The following is a 24881-nucleotide window of genomic DNA, read 5'->3' as shown; positions in this document are numbered from 1 at the left end:
CCGGTTCCCGGTGGTGTCGGGCCGATGACCATCGCCATGCTGATGGCCAATACCGTCATTGCCGCTCATCGGGCTGCCGGCAAGACGGCGCCACGGTTTTAGACTCTCTCGTCGAATGGGTTGCGGTGCGCATATCTTATCCAGCTTGTCGGATGGCATGCGGGCCTGCAGCTTCCATTGTCAGCATCCGGACACGTCTATTTCCCCCTGGTCATCGATAGCGCCGCCACCGGCGCTGATAGTTGCATTTTAGCAACGACGGCTACGGGAGATGGTAAAGTACACTTCATATAATTGACAAACATACCGTCCGTTTGTAAGTCATGGTTAGGACATAATCTGTCTTGCGGTCGAAGATTCGGCCGGATCGGTAGGGGTACTTCAAGGCAGTTGCCGTGAGGGAAATGGAGAAGGTCCGATGGGCCTGGCTCCGGCACTGGGGAGCGTATCGGGGATTTATTCGATCGCATTTACATGACGTCGCTTTCACAAGCGGCGACCGTATCTCTGTGCTCGCGGGGACGTTTGAAGTGCATAATACAACCAGGAGTTCACCATGAATTTGAAAAGTCTTCTGATCAGCTCTGCTGCTTCGCTTGCAGCAGTTTCAGGGGCGCATGCAGCCGATGCTATCGTCGCTGCTGAACCGGAGCCGCTGGAATACGTCCGCATCTGCGACGCATATGGCACTGGCTACTTCTTCATCCCGGGCACCGAAACCTGCCTGAAAATCGGCGGCATGGTTCGTACGGAAGGCCAGTGGTACGATGCCTATAACCCGAAGCACCGCACGGGTACGCTCTGGCATACTCGCGCAGAACTGAGCCTTGATACCGCAACGGACACTGAATACGGTCCGCTGAAGACCAATTCTGTCTTCCGTTGGGACTGGAATGACGGCAATTCGACCAGCACGAAGCTGCTGTTCGCCAACATCAGCCTCGGTGGTTTCCTCGTTGGTAAGGCAGACTCCCAGTACATCTCGTTTACTGGCTATGCTGGCGACGTCATCAACGACGACGTGATCTATGACGGTCCGTACGAACTCAACCAGTTGACCTACAACTACGACGCCGGCAACGGCTTCACGGCTGTGATCTCGGTCGAAGACTCCAACTCTAGCGGTTCGGATGCTTCCTACGGCGCTGATTGGTGGTCCGTCGACAAGGAAAACCACTACGCTCCGGACGCTGTTGCTGGTATCGGCTACAAGACCGGCGCATGGTCCTTCAAGGTCGTTGGCGGTTATGACTCCATCGTCGAAGAAGGCGCCATCAAGGCTCGTGTCGATGCTGACTTCGGTGCTTTCTCGGCCTTCTTGATGGGCGGCTGGAACACGGATGGCGACAAGCTCAACAAGTATGCTGGCACGAACCTTGATCGTTCTGCTTGCCCGGTTAATGATGAGTCGAAGTGCGGCTGGGGTGATTGGGCAGTTTGGGGCGGCGTTGGCGTTCCGATCAACGAAAAGCTGAAGTGGAACCTGCAGCTCGCCTACACCGACTCGAAGATCTTTGCCGCGACCACGAACGTCAAGTGGAACCCGGTCAAGAACCTCCTGATCGAGCCGGAAGTCTCCTACACCAACTTTGACTCGGTCAACGATGACCAGTGGGCCGGTATCCTGCGCTTCCAGCGCAGCTTCTAATCCAAATTATCCGGCCCCGTGCCGGGTAAGAGAAGCCTGTCGTTTCCAATCCGCCAGGCTTCTTACATTGATCGGTTGACCTCCGATCAAAGACGGAAGGATCCGGTTTTCCCTACCGGATCCTTCTTATTTGCACACTTAATTAGCCAGTTTGCCTGATCTCGATGAGTTCGTCTCGAGTTCACGTAGCAGCCGCCATGTCCTGTAACTCACGCTCTGGAAACCAGGCGCTCAGGATCATTTTGATAAGAGCTTGCCCGCAAGGCGCCAGGTTAAAGTCGCCTTTGTCGAGAGCCCATTCATAGACCAGTCCGCCAATTGCCGCAGTCAATGCGGAAGCGGCGGTCTCCGGCGTCCATGGACAGGGCAACGCGCCCGCTTCGCTCATGGAACAGAAAATCCTCGCAAAGTTTTCCTGCATTTCATGTCGGAAAGACGTGCCGCTGTCTGTCTCACAGTCTGCGAACGACATATCGAGATACATGATAACCTTCAGCATCCCGCGTCTGCGCGGGTCATTTTGAAGGTCAGCGAAGATTGTTGAAATCGTGTCCAGGACCAGTTCAAGTGGATTGGGCGGGTGCTCGTGCGATATCCGCTCTGCAAGTTCCCTGAATGGCCGTCGCGCCTCGTCGCGGACCGCAAGCAGAAGGCCCTGCTTATTTTTGAAATGCCAGTGAACTGCTCCGCGTGTGACGCCAGCGGCGACGGCTATTTCTTCCAGCGTGACATTTTCATACCCGTTGTCGAGAAACAACGTCTCCGCTGAGTGCAATATTACACGCCGTGTCTCCGCCGCTTCCTCCTTTGTGCGTCTCATCTAATTCTCCGCCAAAACTAATTTCCAAGCGCCCCCCTGACCGAAGCCTCACATTATAGTCATAGCGTCGATTATTTTATTGACAATATTGCTTATGTCGTAGCATCGGCCGACTGTCGCATGCTCCGCACATTTTTTGGGGATCGCAACAGGGCTGCGTCTCATATCCCTACCCAGCGGCAGACGTTTTCAAGCATCTGCCAGACCAATCCCACCAACTCGGCTCATTCCGCCGGCGCATGTGATAGCAGCGGCGCGGCCAACGCTGCGATTCGCGTCTATGCGACTTCGACATCTGTCTGCCTTGCTCGCGACGGGCGAGGATCATGCGGAAAGCCGCTCGAACAGACACGAGCGGGACCCTAGAGCTGCCAATAGAGCCGCATCGGATTGTCGACGAGCAGCTTGTGCTGCAGCGCCTCGGTCGGCGCGATGCGGGGGATGAAGTCGACCAATGCCCCGTCATCGGGCATGTGATTCTTCATATTGGGATGCGGCCAGTCGGTACCCCACAGCACGCGGTCTGGGAAGTGCTCGACCAGAGTGCGCGCGAAAGGGACGACATCGTCATAGTCCGGCGGGCCGCTCTTGGAAAGGCGCTCCGGGCAGCTGACCTTGGACCAGATGTTGTCGCGCTCCATCAGAGCCATGAAGCGCCCGAATTCCGGGCCATCGACTGGTTTCGTGACATCGGGCCGGCCCATATGATCGACGACGACCGTGGTGGGCAAGCTGGTGAAGAAATCCCAGCGCTCTTCAAGATCTGCCGCCTCGAAATAGATGACGATGTGCCATCCGAGTGGTGCGATGCGCTCGATGATGCCGTGATAGTAAGCATCCGGCTTCGGATCCACGAGCCGTTTGACGAAGTTGAAGCGTACGCCGCGCACGCCGGCCGCATCCATCTCGGCAAGCGCCTCCTCGGTCACGTCGGGGCGAACCGTCGCAACGCCGCGGGCCCGTCCGTCGGCGGCGCGAAGTGCATCGACCAGCGCGCGGTTGTCGGCGCCATGACAAGTCGCCTGCACGATTACGTTGCGCTCGAAGCCAAGGAAATCTCTGAGCGCAAACAGCTTGTCCTTGCCGGCATCGCAGGGGGTGTATTTGCGCTCCGGCGCATAGGGGAAGATATCGCCAGGTCCGAAGACGTGGCAATGCGCGTCGACCGCACCGGCCGGTGTTTGGAAGATCGGCTTCGAAGGTGCCGGGTCGAAGCAGAGCCAATCGGCGTCCATCGTGAAGATACTCATAGGCCACTCGCTTTAAAATGTGTGTCGAAACCGTGAAAGAGAGGTCGCCGGGAATTTTCCCAGTCTTGCGCAATGGCTTTTGCCACTTCACCAAATCCAATCAGAGCTATCGTCACCGTCTCTCCCGCGTCGTTTCTACCCAGGATGTCAGCACATGGGCGTATCGAAAGCGGTCAGGGGCTATTCAAATTCCTGAAGATCGCTTTGCGCCGGCGGCGGTCAATTCGGCCAAGAGGTCGGCCTGCGCGGCCGTCGGCAGCCAGTCGGCACGAATGGTCACGCCGATCTGACGGCGGGAGCCCGGAACGGGACCTCCGATCGGCGTGAGCAGCCCCGATGCCTGTTCGATCCGAAACTGATCAGTGGACATCAGGGCAAGCCAGTCGCCATCGAGCAGGAGCCAGCGCGCCATCAGGATGGAACTGCATTCGATCCGCCTTGCCGGCAATTCCGATTCGATGAACAGCGCCTCCCACCGTGCGCGCATGGGCGACCCGCGCGCGCCGATCACCCAGGGATAGTTCGCCAGATCTGCTGGATCCGGATCATTGGATCCGGCAAGCGGGTGGCGAGATCGTGCGACGATGAACAGGTCGTCCTCAAACAGTGATCGTTGCATTATATCGCGGGTCGGTGCCGGATCGCGAAGCGCGCCGACCACCATGTCGATTTCTCCACCGCGCAGCGCTGCCAGCAGATCGGAATAAGGTCCTTCGATGATCGTGATGGCGGTATAGGGATGATTGCGCGTGAATCCGGCGAGCGCTTCCGGCAGCAATCCAGCCCGCGGGAGGGGCAGGGCGCCGATCCTGATGGTACCGGCGCCCGCCTGTTCCAGTGCGGCCAACTCGTCGAGACCAGCCTGGAGCTCAGCCGCCATCAACCGGATCGCCGAAACCAGCCGCATACCCGCCGGAGTCGGCCGCATGGACCGGCCCGCCCGGAAAACCAGGGGCAAGCCGAGGATCGCCTCCAGTTCTTTTACCGCCCGATGCACGGATGGCTGTGAGAGGCCGATCTCACGGGCGGCCAGGGAATAACTGCCGGCCTTCTCGACAGCAGCCAGCGCATGAAGCTGTCCCATGGACACCAGGCGCTCCAGATAAGCGATTGGCTTCAGCCGCGCCGAACGGCGCAGTCTGCGCCCACTGTCGATGATGCGCTCCAGCCCCCGTTCGACGCGGGCAAGGAAGAATTGGCCCGCCTGCGTCGGAGACGCGCCGCTCGGCTGGCGATCGAAGAGCCTGTGGCCGAGCAGCGCTTCCAGCTTGGCCAGCGCTTGCGTCAATGCTGGTTGGGAGAGGTTCACGGTGGCCGAAGCACCGTTGATGCTCCCTTGGCGCAGCACCCCCAGTGCCGCATCGAGGTGGCGCAAACTCAAATCGAAGGTGGAAACCATGTGAGCATCTATAGCAGCAGCTTATATCCAGGACAAGATTCCGTGTGGCGTCGCGGGGCAATGGCAGGCAGCTATAGGGGAATTGCTCGCTGGAGGGTTCTTTGGCGGGGGTGAGGATTTTGCGAATGCCGGCTGAAGGCGCTCGACATCGAGCATCTATCCGGGACGACGCGATACCCGATCGGAGCGGGGTGGCGGACGGTGCGAAAGGCAAGCTGTTCGATGACCGGTGTCTTCGATTGAGGAAACTTGAAATGAGGGGAGGAGAGATTATGGATATTCTCGTAAGCGAGAAGCAGAGTGACGTGAAGACGCCGCCGTTGACGCCCAAGTCGACGCGTTTCGGTATTGCCGGCCAGCTTTGGTTCCAGGTGCTGATCGGCACGGCGGCTGGCGTGATTGTCGGTCACTTCTGGCCGGAGTTCGGAGCTTCGATGAAGCCGTTCGGCGATGCCTTCATCTCCCTTATCCGCATCATGATCGGGCCGGTGATCTTCTGCACGGTGGTGCATGGTATTGCCAGCATGACGGACATGAAGCGCGTCGGCAGGCTTGCGCTAAAGTCGATCATTTATTTCGAGGCAATCACCATTTTTGCCCTCGTATTCGCCCTGGTAGCGGCCGATCTGTGGCGGCCGGGCGCGGACATGAACATCGATCCGGCGATGCTCGATACCAAGGCGATCGCCAGCTACATTGCGACCGCCCATGAGCAAAGCATCTCCGGCTACCTGCTGCATATCATCCCCAAGACCTACGCCTCCGCCTTCACCGAGGGCGAGGTACTCCAGGTTCTGTTCGTCTCGGTGCTGTTTGGGATCGCGCTGGCCGCGATCGGCGAGCGTGGAAAACCGGCCTTCGCATTGATCGAAAGCCTGTCGAGCGCCTTCTTCAAGATCGTCGGCTATATCATGTATTTCGCGCCGATCGGCGCCTTCGGTGCGATCGCCTTCACGGTCGGCAAGTTCGGATCGGGGTCGTTGCTCGCGCTCGGCGAATTGATTGTGGAGTTCTTTATCGTCTGTGCGCTTTTCACCGCGATCGTGCTCGGGCTGGTCGCGCGCTGGGTGGGCGTCAGCCTCTGGAAGCTGTTGGTCTATATGCGTGAGGAGATCGTGATCGTCGCCGCGACGACCTCCACCGAGACGGTGCTGCCGCGCGTCATACAGAAGATGCGGGACGTGGGTTGCGAGGAGAGCGTCGTCGGCTTCGTCGTGCCCGCCGGCTATTCGTTCAATCTCGACGGCACTTGCCTTTACCTGACGACGGTGGTGGTGTTTCTGGCCCAGGCGACGAACACGCATCTGACCCTTTGGCACGAGCTTGGTCTGATCGCGGTGCTGTTGCTGACGTCCAAGGGTGCGGCGGGCGTGGCGGGTGCCGCATTTGTCGTGCTGGCGGCGACGCTGAACACCACGGGCATCATCCCTGTTGCGAGCATCGCACTTATCCTGGGCATCCACCGCATCCTGGCCGAGGGGCTGACTTTCGTGAACCTGATCGGTAATTGCCTTGCGACGATCGTCATTGCGAGGTGGGAAGGGGCGATCGACGAAACTCGCCTCGCCGAAACGATCGGCACAGCATCCCAGCGGCGCCGGCACCTTACCGCCGGGTGATCAAGGACATATCGTCTCGCTTATCCGTGCAATCCGGATGCATTCCAAGAGCGAATGAGCCTCTGCGAGATGCTGTCAGAGAAGGCGGTCGTCTTCAGTCGGTTGCCGTGCACGGGACCGTGCGCCGTCCGCGCCGGATTTCTTGGGCTCTTCGACTGCTGTTTCGTGGATTTTGTCGGGGCGCTTGTCCTCGACGTCCTTCGGCAAGGGCTTCGGATCGGTTTTTTTCTCGAAACGGATCATTGTCATTCTCCTGATCTGACAAATTGAAAAAAAGCGCCCCGTGCGAAGTCGGGGCGCTTTAGAAAAGAGGTCTCACAAGGCGAGAGCAGTGGCGCAGCCCTCGACATTGCGGCTGTCCGACGTGGTCTGGCCAGGCATCATCGCCCAACCGCCCGTATCGACGAACTGGCGCTTCTTGTAGCTGTCGGGAATGGCCTTGAACTCGATGAGCTTCGAGGCCGCATCCGGTGCGGCGTTGAAGCGCTGGACGCAGATGGCGGATGCCAGTTCCCCGCGCGCAACGACGCCGGCTGTTGCCGCCGCAGTGCGCGACGTGCCGCCCGTCACCCAGCCGCCCCAGCTGAAGCCGACGATCATGGTGGCGACCGCCGTGGCGATGCAGGCCCATACGAGCAGCGTCTTGGATGGCTGGTAGCTTTCGAAACGCTGCGCGATCGATGCGCTTTGCATGGCCATGGCAATTTTCCTTGTCTAGGGGTTGTTCGGGTTCCGCCGCCGGCCAGGCTGGCCGAGCGGTGCAGACGCCGGCGTCAGTATCCCATGCCACCCATGTCGCCATTTCCGGCCGTTGCGTTGGAATCTCTTACCGGAATGTCGGCGATCATTGCCTCGGCTGTGATGAGAAGTGCTGCGATCGAGCCGGCGTCCTGCAGAGCGGTCCGCACGACCTTGGCGGGATCGACGATGCCGGCCTTGACCATGTCGACATAGGTTTCCGTCTGTGCGTCGAAGCCCTGATTGTGATCGGTGCTCTCGATGAGCTTTCCGACAACGATCGAGCCCTCGACGCCGGCATTGTCGGCGATCTGCCGGATCGGAGCTTCAAGCGCCCGCAACACGATCGAGATGCCGGCCGTCATGTCGGCATTTTCGCCCGTCAGACCTGTCAGAGCCGACTTTGCGCGCAGCAGTGCCACGCCGCCGCCGGGCACGATGCCTTCCTCGACCGCCGCACGGGTGGCGTTCAGAGCGTCATCGATGCGGTCCTTCTTCTCCTTGACTTCGATCTCGGTCACGCCGCCGACACGGATCACCGCGACGCCGCCGGCAAGTTTCGCCAGGCGTTCCTGCAGCTTTTCTTTGTCGTAGTCGCTGGTCGTATCCTCGATCTGCGCCTTGATCTGCTGGACGCGCGCCTGGATAGCTACCTTCTCGCCGGAACCATCGATGATGGTGGTCGTGTCCTTCTCGATCAGCACGCGCTTGGCGCGTCCCAGCATGTCGATGGTGATATTCTCGAGCTTGATGCCGAGATCCTCGGAGATCACCTGACCGGCGGTGAGGATGGCGATATCCTCTAACATCGCCTTGCGGCGGTCGCCGAAGCCTGGCGCCTTGACGGCCGCGACCTTCAGGCCGCCACGCAGCTTGTTGACGACCAGGGTCGCCAGCGCTTCGCCTTCCACATCTTCCGAGATGATCAACAGCGGCTGGCCGCTCTGCACCACGGCTTCAAGGATCGGCAACATCGCCTGCAGATTACCGAGCTTCTTCTCATGGAGGAGAATGTAGGGATCCTCAAGCTCGACGCGCATCTTCTCGGCATTGGTGACGAAATAGGGCGAGAGGTAGCCGCGATCGAACTGCATGCCCTCGACGACATCGAGTTCTGTTTCGGCGGTTCTCGCCTCCTCGACCGTGATGACGCCCTCGTTGCCGACCTTGTCCATTGCCTTGGCGATCATCTCGCCGACGCTTGCGTCACCATTGGCGGCGATGGTGCCGACCTGGGCGATCTCGCCGGAGGACTGGACCTTCTTGGCGCGCGCCTGGATTTCCTTGACGACGGCAGCAACGGCAATGTCGATGCCGCGCTTGAGGTCCATCGGGTTCATGCCGACGGCGACGAGCTTGATGCCTTCACGCAGAATGGAGGCGGCGAGCACCGTCGCAGTCGTCGTCCCGTCGCCTGCAAGGTCATTGGTCTTCGAGGCTACCTCGCGCACCATCTGCGCGCCCATGTTTTCGAACTTGTCTTCCAGCTCGATTTCCTTGGCGACGGTGACGCCGTCCTTGGTGATGCGCGGAGTGCCATAGGTGCTGGCGATCACGACATTGCGGCCCTTGGGGCCTAGCGTCACCTTGACGGCATTGTTGAGCAGCTCGACGCCGCGGAGCATGCGATCGCGTGCATCGGCGGAGAATCTGATTTGTTTGGCGGTCATGACGTTTATCCAGTTCAGTCTTCAAATTGTGGGGTCGGAGATCGTCCGTCAGGCGACTTTTTGGGCGGCCGCATCGGTCTTTCCGACGATGCCCATGATGTCGGCCTCCTTCATGATGAGGAGCTCTTCGCCATCGATCTTGATCTCGGTTCCGGACCATTTACCGAACAGGATCGTGTCGCCGGTCTTGACGTCGAGTGGGATCAACGCGCCGTCTTCATTGCGGATGCCCGGACCAACGGCGATCACTTCGCCTTCCTGCGGCTTTTCCTTGGCGGTGTCTGGAATGATGATCCCGCCCTTGGATTTGAGATCGCCTTCCGCGCGCCGAATGACGACGCGATCGTGGAGTGGACGGAATTTCATAGAGGATCTTTCTGCAGCCGGTGCATATGGCGGCTGATGTTTTTAAATAGCACTTGTGGCACTCGATAGATAGGAGTGCTAAGAAATATTACGCGTATATGCAGATTATTATAAAATATAGATCGGCTATTATTCTTCCGATTCTAACCTAAATTAGGTGTCTGACGCGAATTATATCGATATTAAATTAGTATTTTATTTTGAGATTTTTGAATTTTATTGACGAATATTCACAATGAAATCTGAATTATCCTTGATTGAATCCCAATGAAGTCGTATATATGAGGTTCAATTATTTGAGTTTTTCCGGCTTTCGCGGTGTCTCAGACCTACGACCCACCTGCGTCACCGAGTTCTCGATAGCGAACGCATAGCGCCGTTCCAGCGCGCGTCGCACTGTCCGAACCTTTGATGATCCCTCGCACGGACCTTGGATGTACCGGCAGAGTCCGGATCGTTCCGGCCTCGATGGGAAGAATGCAGGGAGACGCATCGGCGTCTTCCAGCGGAAAGACACGCCATGACCAGCCGTACCACGCAAACTGTCGTCCGCTTTTCGTTCCCGTTCCTGCTGCCAGGGTTCGACGCGCCGCAACCGGCCGGCGAATACTGTGTCGATCACGATGAGGAAGTCATCGAGGGGATCTCCCGGCTTGCCTGGCGGCGTGTCGGCGCCTTCATCCATTTGCCGGGGATCGCCATGCAGGGCGCAAGGCACCAAATGGTATCGATCAATCCAGCGGATCTCGAAATCGCACTCGAAAAGGACCATAAACAATCATGACCGATACAAGAAGCGGTACCCATCCGATCCGACGCGATCCCGCCATGCATCTTTTTGCCGTGGGACAGGCCGTCTGGATAAGAAAAGCCCCCGGCATGGCCGCGCCCAAATTCAGGAGCACCTACCGTGTCACGGGTACGCTGCCGCCGAGAGGTAATGTGCTGCAATACCGCATCCGCAACGAGGACGAGCCTCATGAACGGGTGATGATGGAGGACCAGCTGGAATCGGTGCGCGCCTCATCCGGTGGCGGAGAGACCCTCATGGAGAAGACCTTCGGTCATGCTCAGGGAGCGAAACCATGGCTCTCTTGAAACGAGAAAGCCAAACACGAAAAGTGCCGCCGAAATCTGAACGTCCATCTGGTTGTTAGCCTTGCTGCACAGGAGCCCTCTTTATGCTGATCCGCTACGGTTACGAAATGACCCTGACCTGCCAGCAGCCGACTGCCCTGGTCTGCCTCCTGTCGGTCCACGAGGATCGCGCGGCGGATATTCGATCTCCTGAAACAGTATTTACCATTCCCGACGTCCCGACCTCGACCTACCGCGATCTGTTTGGCAACCGATGCCGGCGGCTTGTCGCTCCGGCGGGCGACCTGACGATGTGGGGCGATGCCACGATCGAGGATGATGGCAAAACGGACAGGATAGTACCGGACGCAAGGGAGATCCCGGTTTCGGATTTGCCGGACGATTGCCTCGTCTATCTCATGGGCAGCCGCTATTGCGAAACCGACCGGCTGAGCCAGTTCGCTTGGGACATGTTCGGCACGACAATGCCTGGCTGGGCACGCGTGCAGGCGGTCTGCGATTTCGTTCACGGCCACATCCGCTTCGATTATATGCAGGCGCGTTCGACGCGGACGGCATTCGAGGCGTTCCACGAACGCGTCGGCGTCTGCCGCGATTATGCGCATCTCGCCGTCACGCTCTGCCGTTGCCTCAACATCCCCACCCGTTATGTCAACGGCCATCTCGGCGACATCGGCGTTCCCGTAGTCGATCCGATGGATTTCAGCGCCTGGATGGAAGTCTTCCTTGGTGGAACATGGCATACGTTTGATCCGCGCAACAACAAGCCGCGGATCGGCCGCATCGTCGTGGCGCGCGGTCGCGATGCCGCCGATATCCCGCTCGTCAACTCCTTCGGTCCGCATGTGCTGAAAGCGTTTCGAGTCTGGACCTACGAAGTGGAGAGCCTTAGCCAGGTATGAGCACGCGACTGCTAAAACGACAGGTCGAGCGCCCGTCCTTCGAAGAGGCGGTCTCTTGAGCCTTCGAGGTGGGCCTGCATCAGGTTGCGGGCATCTTCCGTCACCGACCGGTGGAAATTGAAATCCGCGTCCGTGCGGTGAAGCTGGTGGCTGGTCGCCTCGCGAAGATCAGCCAACGCGGCGGCAATTTTCCGGATAGCGGCATCATCGCGTCTTTTCGCCGCGAAATAGGCGGCGGCCGGCTCGATAGTCAGACGGAATTCGTAGCAGCGCTGGATATCGGCGATGGTCTTGACCGGTGCATAGGCGAGCTGGGCGATCGGCGAGCCATGGGCGCTGACGAAGGTGCCGGCGCCCTGGCGGGCATAGACCATGCCTTGATCGCGCAGCCGCGCCAAAGCATCGCGGATGACGGGGCGGGAAACGCCAAGCATCGCGGTAAGCTCATGCTCGCCCGGCAGGCGCGAATCCGGCGGATAGTTTCCGGAGCGGATGCGCTCCAGAAGCTGGTCGAAAACGCGATCGACAAGCTTCACCGCCTTGCCGCTCTCTGGCTTGGCTGCCCGAACCGCCTGCGCATTTGCCGATGCACCATTTGCTTCGTCGACGTTCATTCTCCGGCCGGCATTGTCTCAGGCCGCCTGATTCTTAGGGATCAGTCTTAGCAAACTATCAGAATTCCCGAAGCCTCCGGATTTCACCGCGCAGCGGAGCCGGGCGCCGTTAGCCATTGTCACGTCGAACCATGGAATGCCCGCCTCGATTTCGCCTTTTGGTGCCAGAAGGCGAATTCCGAGCGCGCGGAAAACAGCGACGGCCGTGTCGCCGCCGCCCATCATCAGCATATCCGGATGGGTATCCTCCATCACCGACGTCACACCTTTGGCAAAACGATCGGCGACAGCCGTCGCCTCCTCAGTGATGTCGCCGGTGCAACGGAGCAGAAGCGGAAGCGTCTGCCCCTTGCCGAACTGCACCAGGCCCATCGGTGCGTCGATTGTCGCGCGCAGGCGGCCCGATGCTTCGAGCGTGGCCATTTGCGCCGCAGTGATCGGATCGCGGGAGCCGAAGGCAAAAAGCGTCCTGCCGGTCGGCACGAATGCCCGGCCGGCCGTACCTCCTCGGCGGATATGGCGGGCAAGTGCGCTGCCGATGCCGCGCGCGCCAACGGCAAGGCTCGTCTTCCAGTCATGTCTCGCCATAAGCTGGTCCAGATCGTCGTCGCTCTCGGCATCGATGATGAGGACCGTCTCCGGCCGTGTGTCGAAGAGTTCAGCAATCGGTAGCGGATAGTCCACGCCCCGGCCGACGACCTTACCGTTGCGGGTGAAGCGTTCCTGATCGGGAATGGCCGGCGCAACGACGATTTCGCGGTGACCGAAGGCGGCGGCAAGAGCCGCACTTTCCGCCGCCACATGGCCCTTCAGGCGGGAGTCGATCTTCTTCAGGAGGATTTCCGGCGCAGCGACAAGAAGAGCGCCGGCTGCGAGCCCGACCCTTTCTACCGCTTCCACCTCCGGCAGTGCTCGTGAGTCCGTGTTGACCACGACGACTTCGGAGCCGCTTGCGAGCGCTTCTGATATGGCGTCGATATCGATCGCGACGGTTACGGAGAGGCCGGCCTCGACGAAGGGCGTACCGGTGTCGAGCGCGCCGGTCAGGTCGTCGGCTATGATCGCAACCTTCAGCGTCATGCATCCGCTCCTGTGTTGACCGCATGACAGGCGACGAGATGACCGGGCTTGGCTTCCTTCCATTGCGGAACGACTTTGCTGTACACATCCATCGCGATCGGGCAGCGCGTATGGAAACGGCAGCCGCTCGGTGGGTTGAGCGGGCTCGGCACGTCACCTTGCAGGATCTGGCGGGAGCGGGTCCGCTCCAGTGCCGGATCGGTTTCCGGAACCGCCGAGAGCAGCGCCTTGGTATAGGGATGCAGCGGATTGCCGAAGAGCGCGTCACGGGGCGCGAGCTCTGCCAGACGGCCCAGATACATGACGCCGACGCGGGTGCTGATGTGGCGGACGACGGCCAGATCATGGGCTATGAAGAGATAGGTCAGGCCGTATTTGTCTTGCAGATCGAGTAGGAGATTGATGATCTGCGCCTGGATCGACACATCGAGCGCCGAGATCGCTTCGTCGCAGACGATGAATTTCGGCTGGCAGGCAAGCGCTCGAGCGATGACGACGCGCTGGCGCTGGCCTCCGGAGAGTTCATGCGGATAACGTTGTGCAAAGCGCGTCGGCAGGCCGACGTCGGTGAGAAGCGTCGCTACCTTGTCCTTCAGCTCGACCTTGGTGCAGAGCTTGTGGAAGAGCATCGGCTCACCGGTTGCCTTGTAGAGGTTGAGGATGGTGAAACCAGTCGTCGACTTGCCGCAGCCGGATTCGCCGACGAGGCTCAGCGTCTCGCCTTCCATGATCTCCAGGTCGACAGTGTCGAGCGCATAGATGGTCGCTGCCCGTTCGCCGAAGGCGCCGAGCCGGACACGGAAATGCTTGACCAGGTTTTCGATCTTGAGCAGCGATTGGGCGCTCATCATGCAGCCTCCCGCATTTTCTGGACGACGAAACAGGCCGTACGATGGTTTCCGCTTCCGTTCAATGGTTCGAGCTTCGGCACACCCTCGTGACAGATGGATTCCACCAGTGGACAGCGCGGTACAAATGGGCATCCCTTGGGTCGGCGGCCGGGTTCCGGCGGCGTTCCGCCGATCGAACTCAGCCGGCTTGCCGGCGCATCCGAAAGCTTCGGGATCGAGGCCAGCAGACCGTGCGTATAGGGGTGGCTCGGATGGGCGTAGAGTTCGTCGACCGGCGCATCCTCGACGACGGTGCCGGCATAGAGTACGGCAACGCGATCGACGAGGCCGGCGATCAGCGCTAGGTCGTGGGTGATCCAGACCACGGACATGCGCTTGCCTATCCGCTCGGCACGCGTTGGCATATCGCCCATGGTGCGGCGAATGCACTGATCTTTCCGCATGTACTCGCCTTCAACACGCCGTCCGTTCCAGAGAAGACAAAGGCCGTCATGGATGCGCTCGGGCGCGGGGCATCGGATAGTATCCAGTCGGTCTTCGATGCTGCCTACGCCTTCTGTGCCGAGTTTGGCATCGAAATGACGCTCTCCGGCCTCGGCGTCCCGAAAGATGATCTCGACGCCATGGCGGACGATGCGTTTGCCATCCGTCGGCTGCTTGATAATAATCCGCGTGAGCTGTCGCGCGCCGATATTCGCTCGATCTACGAAGCCGCCTTCTGAGCGCGTGCCGCCGAAAGGGAATGGGACTGATGGACAGGAATGCGAAAGTCGCGGTGACGCTGGGCGATCCCGCAGGCGTCGGCCCGGAAGTGATTGTCAAGGCGCTGGCGGCGATGCCGGAGGAAGAACGCCGCGATTTCGTGATCGTCGGCAATATCGAAGCGCTTGAGCGCGCCGATCGGGTCGCCGCGACCGGGCTGGTGTTCGCGCTGGCGGATATTGCCGGCCCCGGCAGAATTGCGGTCGACGAAGTGGCGCTCGGCGCGCCTTTGCCTGAGATCGGCAAGGTTAGTCCGGTCGCGGGTGACGCCTCGGTGCGCTATATCAGCCGCGCCGTGGATCTTGCCATGTCGGGCGCGGCCGACGTCATCGTCACGGCCCCGATCAACAAGGAGGCGATGAACCTCGCCGGCCATCATTTCGACGGTCATACCGGCTTGCTGGCGCATCTGACGGGTTCGAAGAGCTCGTTCATGCTGCTCGCTTCGGAGCGGCTGAACACCATTCACGTCTCGACCCATGTCTCGTTAAGAGGCGCAATCGAACGGGCGAGGACGGAGCGGGTGCTGGCGACCATCGAGGCCGGACACAATCACTTCCTACGACTCGGCAAGACGGCGCGCATCGCCGTTGCCGGTCTCAATCCGCATTGCGGCGAAAACGGCCTGTTCGGCACCGAGGACATGGAGTTCTTGGTGCCGGCCGTCGAGCAGGCGCAAGCGAAGGGGATCGATGTCGTCGGTCCGATTTCGGCCGATACAGTATTCGCGCGCGCCTATAATGGCGCTTTCGACCTCGTTATCGCGCAGTATCACGATCAGGGTCATATCCCCATCAAGCTCGTCGCCTTCGAGACCGCCGTCAACGTGTCGCTGGGACTGCCGATCGATCGCGTATCCGTCGACCACGGCACGGCTTTTGACATTGCCGGAACCGGCAAGGCCAATCATGTGAATATGCTTTCGGCAATCGCCTATGCCCGGCTGATGGCCCGTTCACCGCGCGGCAAGGCTGTCTGATCGGGAGTTCTGTTCAACCAGTAAGCACTTCTGTAGCAGTGTTGGCCTGACTGATCAGCCAATCCTTGAAGGTATTCGCCACCCCGTTGCTCTGGCGTCCTTCGGGCAGCACGACATAATAGCTGAATTCGGTGGCCATCGGCAGATCGAAGACCGGGACTAGCGCGTCCGCGCGAATCTCCTCCTCGATCAGGTGTGAAGGCAGTAACGCGACCCCCATGTCGGCGAGGGCCGCGCCGATGATCATCGAAAACTGATCGAAGCGGTTGCCGCGAAAACCGTTATCCGTCGTCACCCCATTGGTTTCGAACCATTGCGACCAGAGGCGCGGGCGGGTGGTAAGATGGAGCAGCGGCGCGTCGGCAAGATCGGCTGGGGCTTGCGCCAGCAATTTCTCGACGACTTTTCGGCTTGCGACGGGCTGCACAAGTTCGCTGTAGAGAAAAGTCGATGTCGCCTTCGCCCAGCTAGGCTGGCCATAATGGATGGCGAGGTCGAAATCTTCCTGATCGAAATCGAAGGGTTCTGAACGCGAGCCCACCGTCAACGCCAGCGAGGGATGGCTGGCCAGAAAATCCGGCAGGCGCGGCATCAGCCAGCGCGCACCGAAGGTCGGAAGCGTCGCGATGGTGAGCGACTCATCCTTGTCGGCCGAAGCGACCGCCCGCATCATCAGCTGTTCTGACTGAGCAAGCAGGCGCTGCACCTCGGATAGCAGGCGTTTTCCCGGCTCGGAGAGGATGACCCGCCGGCGCACGCGCTCGAACAGCAGTAGCCCGGTTTGTTCTTCGAGCGCATGGATCTGCCGGCTCACGGCACTTTGGGTGAGGTTCAGCTCCTCAGCCGCCCGGGTGAAATTGCCATGCCGTGCGGCACACTCGAAAGCCTGAAGATTGGCGATATCAGGAACCAGGCTGCGGCGCATATTCATTCTCAAAACGCATCAACTCAGCCAAGAATGTCATGAGACAATGATTGCAACAAGCAATATTGTGCGGAAAAGGAATGAACTCGCTCGCAAGAAAGAATGCCCGTGACCAGGTTGCATGTTTCCCCCGATGAAATTCGCCACGCATTCTCCGCCGCCATGTCGGACATGTATCGCAAGGAAGTGCCGGCCTATGGCACGCTGATGGAGCTGGTGTCGGAGGTCAATGCGGAAACGCTGGCCGCGAACCCCGAGTTTCAGGAGCGCCTTGACGAGACAGATTCGCTTGCGCGGATCTCCGAGGAGCGGCATGGCGCCATCCGCCTCGGCACTGCCGCCGAACTTGCCATGATGCGGCGGATCTTTGCGGTGATGGGCATGTATCCGGTCGGCTACTACGATCTTTCGACGGCGGGTGTGCCGGTGCATTCGACCGCCTTTCGCCCCGTCGGCGAGGCCGCCCTCAAGCGCAATCCCTTCCGCGTCTTCACGTCGCTTCTCCGGCTCGATCTGATTGCGAACGAGATGTTGCGCGCCGAGGCGGAGGCCGTCCTTGCCGGCCGGCGGATCTTCACCGAAGGCGCGATCGCGCTCGCCGAAAAAGCCGAGAAGGACGGGGGACTCGGGCAGGGCGATGCCGACCGTTTCGTTTCCGAAGTCCTCGAAACTTTCCGTTGGCATGATCGCGCCAATGTCAGTGCCGAGCTCTATCATCGCCTGCACGATGCTCACCGTCTGATCGCCGACGTCGTCTCCTTCAAGGGGCCGCATATCAATCACCTGACGCCGCGCACGCTCGACATCGATCTCGTCCAGGCCCGCATGCCAGGGCATGGTATCGTGCCGAAAGCCGTGGTCGAGGGGCCGCCGACCCACCAATGCCCGATCCTGTTGCGCCAGACCTCCTTCAAGGCGCTCGAAGAGCCGGTGTCCTTTTGTGCGGAGGATGGTTCCTGGCAGGCCGGTTCGCACACCGCCCGCTTCGGCGAGATCGAACAGCGCGGCATCGCGCTGACCCCCAAGGGCCGCGCGCTCTATGACGCGCTCCTCACGGATTCCCGTGGGATCGTTCGGCCGGCTGGCGATGGTTCGAATGCCAGGGAATACGAGGCGGCACTCGCCAAGGCCTTCGAAAGATTCCCGGACAATTGGGAAGAGATCCGCGCCCAAGAGCTAGGCTATTTCAGCTACTCGCTGACGGAGAAGGGTCGCAAGGCAGGCAACCGGACCGACGACAATCTCGAACAATGGATCGCCGATGGTTTGGTGCAGTTCGATCCCATCGTTTACGAGGACTTCCTGCCGGTGAGTGCAGCGGGTATCTTCCAGTCGAATCTCGGCGACGATGCGCAGCATGAATTTGCTGCCAGCCCTAATCAGCTGCATTTCGAGGCGGAGCTCGGGACGAGCGTGCTCAACGAATTCGATCATTATGCCGGTATCGAACAGGCCTCGATCGAAGCGTGCCGCCGGGCGCTGAATTGGACGGAGGCCGCGGAATAGGGGAAAGCGGCGCTGCGAAGCTGTTAGAGCCGCGCGAAACCATTGATTTAACGGACTGCCCATAGGATCGTGCCGGAAATCTCAGTGTCTGACTCGGGAGAGGGCCGCGACGATGTTGACGCTCCGCCAGATCGAAGTGATCCGTGCGATCATGATTACCGGCACCATTGCCGGTGCGGCCAACCTGCTTGGTGTTTCTGCCCCTGGTATCAGCCGGTTGATGAAATACACAGAGGATTCGCTGAATGTGCGGCTCTTCAACCGCAGCCATGGACGCTATGTGCCGACGCCGGAGGCGCGGCATATTTTCGGCCTTCTCGATACTGTCTACCGCCAGGTCGAGGATCTCCAGTTCGCGGTCGATCGGCTCGGTAAAGGCGACAACCGGCTTCTCAGCGTCGGTTCGGTTCCGAGCATCGCCAACGTCATGGTGCCGAAATCGATTGCCGGGATCAGGGGCCGCTATCCGGAGCTCGATGTCGACATCAACATCCTGAAGATCGAGGAAGCTATCGACTACCTCCTTGTCGGGCGCGGCGAGGTGGTGGCGATCAGCTCGTTCATCGAGCATGCGATCGTCCATTTTGCGCCGCTGGCGACCGGACGGCTGCTCTGTGTCGTGCCGGAAAATAGCGAGCTGGCCAAGAAGGAGAGCATTTCTCCCGAGGAGATCGTCAAGCATACGTTGATCGGGATCGATCCGAACGATCCATACGGGCGCGTGATGACTGAAATCTTCCGGCGCCGTGACTTGAACTACAAGATGAAGATTAAGGCCCGGTTCGGAACGACTGTTTGCGCGCTCGTGGCGGAGGAACTGGGCATTGCCATCATCGATCAGTTCACGGTCGCTGGTGGTGGCGTGCGCGGAGTCAAATGCCTTGAGATCGAGGCGGATACCACCTTTCGCACCTATGCGGCATACCGCAACGATGTCGTGCTTTCCGTCTTCGCCGAAGAGTTTATCGAACTGCTGCGCACGGAGATGAAGGCGGCGGCGCAAAATTAACATCAAGTTATGTATGTCGTATATTTTGGTATTTGCAGTTATCATTGATATCGACCAATGATTGTCGACGACCGGCACGAGGCGTGCGGTATCCGCATCCAGCTCGACACGGAGGTTTGACCACAATGAAGACGTCGATTGCGACTGTATCGATCAGTGGGGAATTACCGGAGAAGCTTGAAGCGATCGCGCGGGCGGGTTTCGACGGAGTGGAAATCTTCGAAAATGATTTCCTGGCTTTCGACGGCAGTCCGGCCGATGTCGGGCGGATGGTGCGTGACCACGGGCTGGAGATCACGCTCTTCCAGCCCTTCCGCGATTTTGAGGGTATGCCGGAGCCGCTTCGGTCTCGGACCTTCGACCGGGCTGAACGCAAGTTCGATGTCATGCAGGAACTTGGCACCGATCTCGTGCTGGTCTGCTCGAATGTCTCGCCGGCCTCGCTCGGCGGTATCGACCGTGCGGCGGCCGATTTCCATGAGCTCGGCGAGCGCGCCGCGAAACGCGGCCTGAAGGTTGGCTATGAGGCGCTTGCCTGGGGCCGGCACATCAACGACCACCGCGACGCCTGGGAGATCGTGCGCCGCGCCGATCATCCGAACATTGGCCTGATCCTCGACAGCTTTCACACGCTGTCGCGCAAGATCGACATCAATTCGATCCGCTCTATTCCGAAGGACAAGATCTTCATCGTTCAGCTGGCGGATGCGCCGCTCATCGACATGGACCTGCTCTACTGGAGTCGGCATTTCCGCAACATGCCGGGCGAGGGTGACCTACCCGTAACGGCCTTTGCGACGGCTGTCGCCGAAACCGGCTATGACGGCTATTTCTCGCTGGAAATCTTCAACGACCAGTTTCGTGGCGGCTCGTCGCGGGCGATTTCCGCCGATGGTCATCGATCGCTGATCTATCTCGGCGACCAGGTGCGCCGCAACCCCAATGCCGGCGGTCTCACCGTTGCCTCCATGCCTGATCGGGTTTCCGTCAAAGGTGTTGGTTTCGTGGAATTTTCCGCCGACGAAGAGGACGCAGACGATCTCATCGGCATTCTGCGCACGCTCGGCTTCCGCAAAGTCGCCATGCACCGGACGAAGACGGTGAGCCTCTTTCAACAGGGTGATATCCGCATTCTCGTCAACACCGACGATGGGGGATTTGCCAATTCCTCCTTCGCCGTGCACGGCACTTTGGCCTATGCGGTGGCACTTGTTGTTGACGACGCGGAAGCAGCTTTGGCGCGCGCCAGGGCGCTCGATGCGGAACCGTTCAGCCAGCCAGTCGCAGAGGGCGAACTCGACGTACCGGCGATCCGTGGGGTTGGCGGTGGTCTCATCTATTTCCTCGACGACAAGACCGATCTCGGGCATTTTTCCGAGATCGACTTCATTCCTTTTGATGACAAAGCCGCAGTCCAGCCCGCTGGGCTACGCACCGTCGACCATATTGCCCAGACAGTCGCCTATGAGGAAATGCTGACCTGGTTGCTGTTCTATACGTCGATCTTTGAGACACGGAAGACGCCGATGGTCGATATCATCGATCCGGCCGGCGTGGTGCGCAGCCAGGTGGTGGAAAATGACGCGGGCACGCTGCGGATCACGCTGAACGGTGCGGAGAACCGCCGTACGCTGGCCGGTCACTTCATCGCGGAAAAGTTCGGCTCTGGTGTGCAGCACCTAGCCTTCCAGACCGACGACATCTTCAAGACGGCCGAAGTGCTGCGGAAGAACGGTTTTCAGCCCTTGCCCATCTCGCCTAATTACTACGATGACGTCGAAGCGCGCTTCGGTCTCGATCCGGAACTGACCGAGCGGCTGAAGGCGGAGAACATTCTCTATGACCGCGACGAACACGGTGAATTCTTTCAGCTCTATAGCGGCACCTTCGGTGAAGGCTTCTTCTTCGAGATCGTTCAGCGCAATGACTACCGGGGATATGGCGCTCCGAACGCCATCTTCCGCATCGCCGCACTCAAGAGGCATCTCCGGCCGGAGGGCCTTCCAAGGGAGTGAACTTAGTATCACTGCGCCGCAATCCCGGTTTCGCATGAAATCAAGCCCGAGATATCCGTAGCCGGATCATCATGTCTGCGCTGAACCGGCAGGCAGCGTCACCTATCGCGCTGCTTGGTCATGCAGGTCTCGGCTACTATTTCACAGCATTTCATAAAACGGATCGTGCAAACTGGACAGCTGTCAGAAAGTTTGATAGCGAACGTAATGTTATTACGTAACTATTAAAGTTTATCATGATATCCAGATCGATGACGGCGGGAGGCTTGGCCGCGAGGGCTATTTTCAAGTTGGCGTCCTCGCGGCTTGACGCAAGCGTCGTGCTTGGCATAACTGGACTTGACGGTTCCCCAACGATGACTCCGAGGGGATTAATAGGGAACACGGTGAGGACGACCCAAAAGGGACCAAGACCGTGGCTGCCCCCGCAACTGTAAGCGGATTGCCGTCCATCCTCGTGGTGCCGAAAGGCGCCATGCCACTGCGCCGATCAGGCGCGGGAAGGCAGATGGACGACTGATATCCGTAAGCCAGGAGACCTGCCGTCGAAGATTTATCCATTGTCACGGGCGGGGATGCCCGAAACAGGAGCAGGACATGACCATCCTTTACGCTTCGCAGCGCCTTGATACGCTGCCTTCCCCGAATTTTGACGATCATTCGACCGCTCGGAATGCCTGTTGGGCATTCTGACTTTCACCACCGCCCTTTTCGGGCGGCGTTCACATCACTTCGGGGAATTATGATGAAGACCATTTTCAAGCGGCCATTGCGCGCCGGCCTATTCGCGATGTCGTTGATCGTCGCCGGCTTGCCGGGGCAGGCGGGAGCTGCGGAAACCAGCTACCCTCTTAAGCTCCAGAACTGCGGCCGGCAGATCACCATCCAGAAGGCGCCGTCGCGCACGGTCTCTATCGGCCAGAGCACAACGGAAATCCTCTATAGCCTCGGTGTTGCCGACAAGGTGGTCGGCACCGCAGTCTGGGTCGGACCGGTTCTTAAGGGCTATGAGGGCGTCAACGCCAAGATCGAGCGCCTTGCCGACAACGATCCAAGCTTCGAAAGCGTCGTCGGAAAGAAGCCGGATATCGTGACTGTTCAGTTCCAGTGGCAGGTGGGACCGGAAGGCGTGGTCGCCAAGCCGGAACAGTTCGAGGAGCTGGGTATCCCGGTCTATACCTCGCCGTCCGATTGCGTCGGTAAGGAGAACTCCGGCTCCAGCGATGGCGTCCGCCATCAGGTCTTCACTATGGATCTCGTCTATCAGGAGATCCGCGATCTCGCGAAGATCTACAATGTGCAGGACAAAGGCGAGGAAGTGGTCGCTGATCTGAAGCGGCGCGAAGCGGCAGCCCGCGCCAAGGTTTCTTCCGCACAGGGCAAGCTTTCCGCCGTCTTCTGGTTCTCCAGCGCCAAGGATGCCGATCCCTATGTTGCCGGCCGCAATGGCGCGCCGGGCTACATCATGTCGGCGCTCGGCATCAAGAATATCATCGAGACCGATGATGAATGGCCGACGGTCGGCTGGGAGACGATTGCCAAGGCCAATCCAACCATGATCGTGGCGGCTGCGATGGAGCGTCGCCGCTATCCGCTGGACAGCGCGGAGGCCAAGCGCAAATTCCTGGAAAAGGACCCTGTCGCGAGCCTGATGCCCGCCGTCAAAAGTGGCCATGTCTTCGAGATGGATGCGCAGGCGATGAACCCGACAATCCGTACGATCGAAGGCATAGAGGCGCTTGCTGATGCCATCGCAGCGGCCGGCCTGACACAGTGAGCCGCGCTCTTTCATCGATCGGGCGAACGGGTACAATCGCCTTGGCGCTCGCCATTCTTGTTGCCGCGCTCTGGCTGGGTGCGGCGATCGGCGAGACCTCGATCCCGTTTGAGACCGTCGCCAAGACCGTGGCCAATCGGCTTTGGGGCGCCGGTTACCCGCTCGAGCCGATCGACGAGGGCATCGTCTGGAGCTATCGGCTGAGCCGCGCAGTCGTTGGAGCCTCTTGCGGGGCGGCACTTGCCCTGTCCGGTGTTGTGCTGCAGTCGCTGCTGCGCAACCCGCTGGCCGACCCCTACATTCTCGGCATTTCCGCCGGCGCCTCCACCGGCGCCGTCGGTGTCGCGATCCTCGGTCTGGGTGCGGGCGCCCTGACGATGCCGATGGGAGCTTTCCTCGGTGCGCTCGTCGCCTTCGCTCTCGTCGCGTTGCTGGCCGTCAGGGCGGGGCGTGGGACGGCCGCGATCATTCTGGCCGGGGTCGTGGGCTCGCAGCTCTTCAACGCGCTCACCTCCTTCATCGTCACCAAGGCGGCGACAGCCGAGCAAGCGCGCGGCATCATGTTCTGGCTGCTCGGCAATCTCTCCGGTGTGCGCTGGCCGGATGCCTGGCTGGCAATTCCCGCTGCGCTGTTGGGGCTCGTCATCTGCCTCTGGCATGCCCGGTCGCTGGATGCGTTTACCTTCGGCTTGGAATCGGCCGCCTCGCTCGGCATTTCGGTGCGACGCACCTATCTCGTGCTCGTCGGCACATCCGCGATGATGACCGCCGTCATGGTGTCGATCGTCGGCTCCATCGGCTTCGTCGGGCTGGTCATCCCGCACGCGGCGCGAATGCTGGTGGGTGTCCGCCATGGTGTGCTTCTGCCGGCAGCAGCCCTGATCGGCGCCATCTTCATGATCGCGGCCGACATCCTGTCGCGCACGCTGATCCACGGCCAGGTTCTGCCGATCGGCGTGATCACCGCGCTTGTCGGCGCGCCCGCCTTCGCCTTGATCTTGAGCCAGAAGAGGGCGCGCGCATGACCCTGTCCGCAAGGAATGTTTCGTGGAATGCCGGTGGGCAAGCTATCGTTCGGGACATATCGCTGGACGTCCGCACCGGCGAATTTCTTGGGATCATCGGGCCGAATGGCTCCGGCAAGACGAGCCTGATGATGATGCTCTCCGGCATCCGCAAGCCGAAGACCGGGGAGATTTTTGTGGACGGCACGCCGATCCGTGCTCTCGGACGGCGCGAACTCTCCCGGCGTCTGGCCCTGGTGGAGCAACAGGCAGACACTGGCGAGCGGATTACGGCCAGACAGGCCGTTGAACTCGGCCGTACGCCCTATCTTGGGGCGTTATCGCCCTGGTCGGCGACGGATGATGCGATCGTCGAGGCCGCCCTCGCCAATGTCGATATGCTCCATCTTTCTGGCCGGCTGTGGAGCACGCTTTCGGGTGGAGAACGCCAACGGCTGCACATTGGCCGCGCACTTGCGCAGCAGCCAAAGATCCTGCTCCTCGACGAGCCGACAAACCATCTCGACATCGGTCACCAGATCGGCCTTCTGGATCTCGTGCGCCGGCAGGATCTGACCGTGGTCGCGGCCCTGCATGATCTGAACCATGCCGCCATGTTCTGTGACCGCCTTGCCGTCATGAATAGCGGGCGACTGGTGGCGCTCGGTACGCCGCGTGAGGTGCTGACGGCCGAATGCATCCGCGATGTGTTTGGTGTGGATGTCGAGGTAGAGCACGATAGCGACGGCGGCTGCTTCATCCGCTACCGGGCGACGGCTGCCCCGCGCCGGCCATTGCGGGTCATCGATGACGCTCAGCCCGAAGGCGCCAAGGTCAAGGCGTCGTAAA

At 60.1% G+C, this 24881-nt stretch carries 23 protein-coding genes, 3 pseudogenes and 1 riboswitch; of the genes and pseudogenes, 14 read left to right on the top strand and 12 right to left on the bottom strand.

The window, feature by feature from the left end:
- Together AB6803_RS04150 and AB6803_RS04145 are read left to right on the top strand one after the other, a co-directional pair.
- Positions 1-102, top strand: a pseudogene (locus AB6803_RS04150) (bifunctional methylenetetrahydrofolate dehydrogenase/methenyltetrahydrofolate cyclohydrolase); the annotation flags it as partial.
- Between the two features lie 454 nt (positions 103-556).
- A complete protein-coding gene (locus AB6803_RS04145; RefSeq protein ID WP_371107673.1) occupies positions 557-1648 on the top strand; it encodes a porin in 1092 nt (363 codons plus the stop codon).
- Positions 1649-1829: 181 nt separating this feature from the next.
- Here the strand turns inward: AB6803_RS04145 and AB6803_RS04140 are convergent, their stop codons facing one another.
- The 3 genes from AB6803_RS04140 to AB6803_RS04130 all read right to left on the bottom strand — a co-directional run bounded on the left by AB6803_RS04140 (position 1830) and on the right by AB6803_RS04130 (position 5117).
- A complete protein-coding gene (locus AB6803_RS04140; RefSeq protein WP_371107672.1) occupies positions 1830-2468 on the bottom strand; it encodes a TetR family transcriptional regulator in 639 nt (212 codons plus the stop codon).
- 362 nt (positions 2469-2830) lie between these two features.
- Complete coding sequence (locus AB6803_RS04135; RefSeq protein ID WP_371107671.1) at positions 2831-3718, bottom strand: amidohydrolase family protein; 888 nt, start codon at positions 3716-3718, stop codon at positions 2831-2833.
- Between the two features lie 184 nt (positions 3719-3902).
- Positions 3903-5117 carry a LysR family transcriptional regulator gene (locus tag AB6803_RS04130; RefSeq protein WP_371107670.1) on the bottom strand — a complete coding sequence of 405 codons (1215 nt, stop codon included), beginning with the start codon at positions 5115-5117 and terminating at the stop codon, positions 3903-3905.
- Between the two features lie 272 nt (positions 5118-5389).
- Here AB6803_RS04130 and dctA point away from each other — a divergent pair, with 272 nt between their 5' ends.
- Positions 5390-6736, top strand: a complete 1347-nt coding sequence (gene dctA / locus AB6803_RS04125) for a C4-dicarboxylate transporter DctA (RefSeq protein ID WP_371107669.1) — start codon at positions 5390-5392, stop codon at positions 6734-6736.
- A 75-nt stretch (positions 6737-6811) separates the two neighbouring features.
- On the opposite strand, the gene AB6803_RS04120 is transcribed toward dctA, so the two are convergent.
- The 4 genes from AB6803_RS04120 to AB6803_RS04105 all read right to left on the bottom strand — a co-directional run bounded on the left by AB6803_RS04120 (position 6812) and on the right by AB6803_RS04105 (position 9510).
- Complete coding sequence (locus AB6803_RS04120; RefSeq protein WP_371107668.1) at positions 6812-6979, bottom strand: hypothetical protein; 168 nt, start codon at positions 6977-6979, stop codon at positions 6812-6814.
- 72 nt (positions 6980-7051) lie between these two features.
- Positions 7052-7435 (bottom strand): hypothetical protein, encoded by a 384-nt coding sequence (locus tag AB6803_RS04115; RefSeq protein WP_371107667.1) that lies wholly within the window; start codon positions 7433-7435, stop codon positions 7052-7054.
- A gap of 74 nt (positions 7436-7509) precedes the next feature.
- Positions 7510-9144: a chaperonin GroEL gene (gene groL, locus AB6803_RS04110; protein WP_371107666.1), complete on the bottom strand. Its 1635-nt coding sequence runs from the start codon at positions 9142-9144 to the stop codon at positions 7510-7512.
- 48 nt (positions 9145-9192) lie between these two features.
- Positions 9193-9510 (bottom strand): co-chaperone GroES, encoded by a 318-nt coding sequence (locus AB6803_RS04105; RefSeq protein ID WP_371107665.1) that lies wholly within the window; start codon positions 9508-9510, stop codon positions 9193-9195.
- A gap of 520 nt (positions 9511-10030) precedes the next feature.
- Between AB6803_RS04105 and AB6803_RS04100 the strand changes: the two genes are divergently transcribed.
- From AB6803_RS04100 to AB6803_RS04090, 3 genes are all read left to right on the top strand, one after another.
- On the top strand, positions 10031-10294 hold the full coding sequence (locus AB6803_RS04100) for a hypothetical protein (RefSeq protein WP_371107664.1): 264 nt from the start codon (positions 10031-10033) through the stop codon (positions 10292-10294).
- Positions 10291-10608 carry a hypothetical protein gene (locus AB6803_RS04095; protein WP_371107663.1) on the top strand — a complete coding sequence of 106 codons (318 nt, stop codon included), beginning with the start codon at positions 10291-10293 and terminating at the stop codon, positions 10606-10608. The genes AB6803_RS04100 and AB6803_RS04095 overlap by 4 nt, the downstream gene beginning before the upstream one ends.
- A gap of 83 nt (positions 10609-10691) precedes the next feature.
- The gene (locus AB6803_RS04090; protein WP_371107662.1) at positions 10692-11510 is read left to right on the top strand and encodes a transglutaminase family protein; all 819 of its coding nucleotides are present in this window, start codon (positions 10692-10694) and stop codon (positions 11508-11510) included.
- 11 nt (positions 11511-11521) lie between these two features.
- Here the strand turns inward: AB6803_RS04090 and AB6803_RS04085 are convergent, their stop codons facing one another.
- From AB6803_RS04085 to AB6803_RS04070, 4 genes and pseudogenes are all read right to left on the bottom strand, one after another.
- Entirely contained in the window at positions 11522-12124 is a 603-nt protein-coding gene (locus AB6803_RS04085) for a FadR/GntR family transcriptional regulator (protein WP_371107661.1), read from the bottom strand.
- Between the two features lie 18 nt (positions 12125-12142).
- Positions 12143-13204 (bottom strand): four-carbon acid sugar kinase family protein, encoded by a 1062-nt coding sequence (locus AB6803_RS04080; RefSeq protein ID WP_371107660.1) that lies wholly within the window; start codon positions 13202-13204, stop codon positions 12143-12145.
- On the bottom strand, positions 13201-14052 hold the full coding sequence (locus AB6803_RS04075; RefSeq protein WP_371107706.1) for an ABC transporter ATP-binding protein: 852 nt from the start codon (positions 14050-14052) through the stop codon (positions 13201-13203). Before AB6803_RS04075 ends, AB6803_RS04080 begins: the two co-directional genes overlap by 4 nt.
- Positions 14052-14426: pseudogene (locus tag AB6803_RS04070) on the bottom strand (oligopeptide/dipeptide ABC transporter ATP-binding protein); the annotation flags it as partial. The pseudogene AB6803_RS04070 and the gene AB6803_RS04075, both read right to left, overlap by 1 nt.
- On the opposite strand from AB6803_RS04070, the pseudogene AB6803_RS04065 reads away from it, so the two are divergent.
- Both AB6803_RS04065 and pdxA read left to right on the top strand, forming a co-directional pair.
- A pseudogene (locus AB6803_RS04065) lies at positions 14421-14777 on the top strand (iron-containing alcohol dehydrogenase); the annotation flags it as partial. The pseudogenes AB6803_RS04070 and AB6803_RS04065 overlap by 6 nt on opposite strands.
- 29 nt (positions 14778-14806) lie before the next feature.
- Positions 14807-15796 carry a 4-hydroxythreonine-4-phosphate dehydrogenase PdxA gene (gene pdxA, locus AB6803_RS04060; RefSeq protein ID WP_371107659.1) on the top strand — a complete coding sequence of 330 codons (990 nt, stop codon included), beginning with the start codon at positions 14807-14809 and terminating at the stop codon, positions 15794-15796.
- Between the two features lie 13 nt (positions 15797-15809).
- Here pdxA and AB6803_RS04055 read toward each other — a convergent pair whose 3' ends face one another.
- The gene (locus AB6803_RS04055; RefSeq protein WP_371107658.1) at positions 15810-16727 is read right to left on the bottom strand and encodes a LysR family transcriptional regulator; all 918 of its coding nucleotides are present in this window, start codon (positions 16725-16727) and stop codon (positions 15810-15812) included.
- A gap of 96 nt (positions 16728-16823) precedes the next feature.
- Between AB6803_RS04055 and AB6803_RS04050 the strand changes: the two genes are divergently transcribed.
- From AB6803_RS04050 to AB6803_RS04025, 6 genes are all read left to right on the top strand, one after another.
- Positions 16824-18227 carry a VOC family protein gene (locus tag AB6803_RS04050; protein WP_371107657.1) on the top strand — a complete coding sequence of 468 codons (1404 nt, stop codon included), beginning with the start codon at positions 16824-16826 and terminating at the stop codon, positions 18225-18227.
- 112 nt (positions 18228-18339) lie between these two features.
- On the top strand, positions 18340-19236 hold the full coding sequence (locus AB6803_RS04045) for a LysR family transcriptional regulator (RefSeq protein WP_371107656.1): 897 nt from the start codon (positions 18340-18342) through the stop codon (positions 19234-19236).
- A gap of 125 nt (positions 19237-19361) precedes the next feature.
- Positions 19362-21251 (top strand): bifunctional sugar phosphate isomerase/epimerase/4-hydroxyphenylpyruvate dioxygenase family protein, encoded by a 1890-nt coding sequence (locus tag AB6803_RS04040; protein ID WP_371107655.1) that lies wholly within the window; start codon positions 19362-19364, stop codon positions 21249-21251.
- 326 nt (positions 21252-21577) lie between these two features.
- Positions 21578-21813: riboswitch (cobalamin riboswitch) on the top strand.
- A 183-nt stretch (positions 21814-21996) separates the two neighbouring features.
- Positions 21997-23028: an ABC transporter substrate-binding protein gene (locus AB6803_RS04035; protein WP_371107705.1), complete on the top strand. Its 1032-nt coding sequence runs from the start codon at positions 21997-21999 to the stop codon at positions 23026-23028.
- A complete protein-coding gene (locus tag AB6803_RS04030; RefSeq protein ID WP_371107654.1) occupies positions 23025-24053 on the top strand; it encodes a FecCD family ABC transporter permease in 1029 nt (342 codons plus the stop codon). The genes AB6803_RS04035 and AB6803_RS04030 overlap by 4 nt, the downstream gene beginning before the upstream one ends.
- Positions 24050-24880, top strand: coding sequence for an ABC transporter ATP-binding protein (locus AB6803_RS04025; RefSeq protein WP_371107653.1), 831 nt, complete (start codon positions 24050-24052; stop codon positions 24878-24880). The genes AB6803_RS04030 and AB6803_RS04025 overlap by 4 nt, the downstream gene beginning before the upstream one ends.
- Position 24881: the final 1 nt, after the last annotated feature.

This window comes from Rhizobium sp. RCC_161_2 (genome assembly GCF_041355235.1).
Taxonomy (GTDB): Bacteria; Pseudomonadota; Alphaproteobacteria; order Rhizobiales; family Rhizobiaceae; genus Rhizobium.
This window is presented reverse-complemented; position numbering and strand designations above follow the sequence as displayed.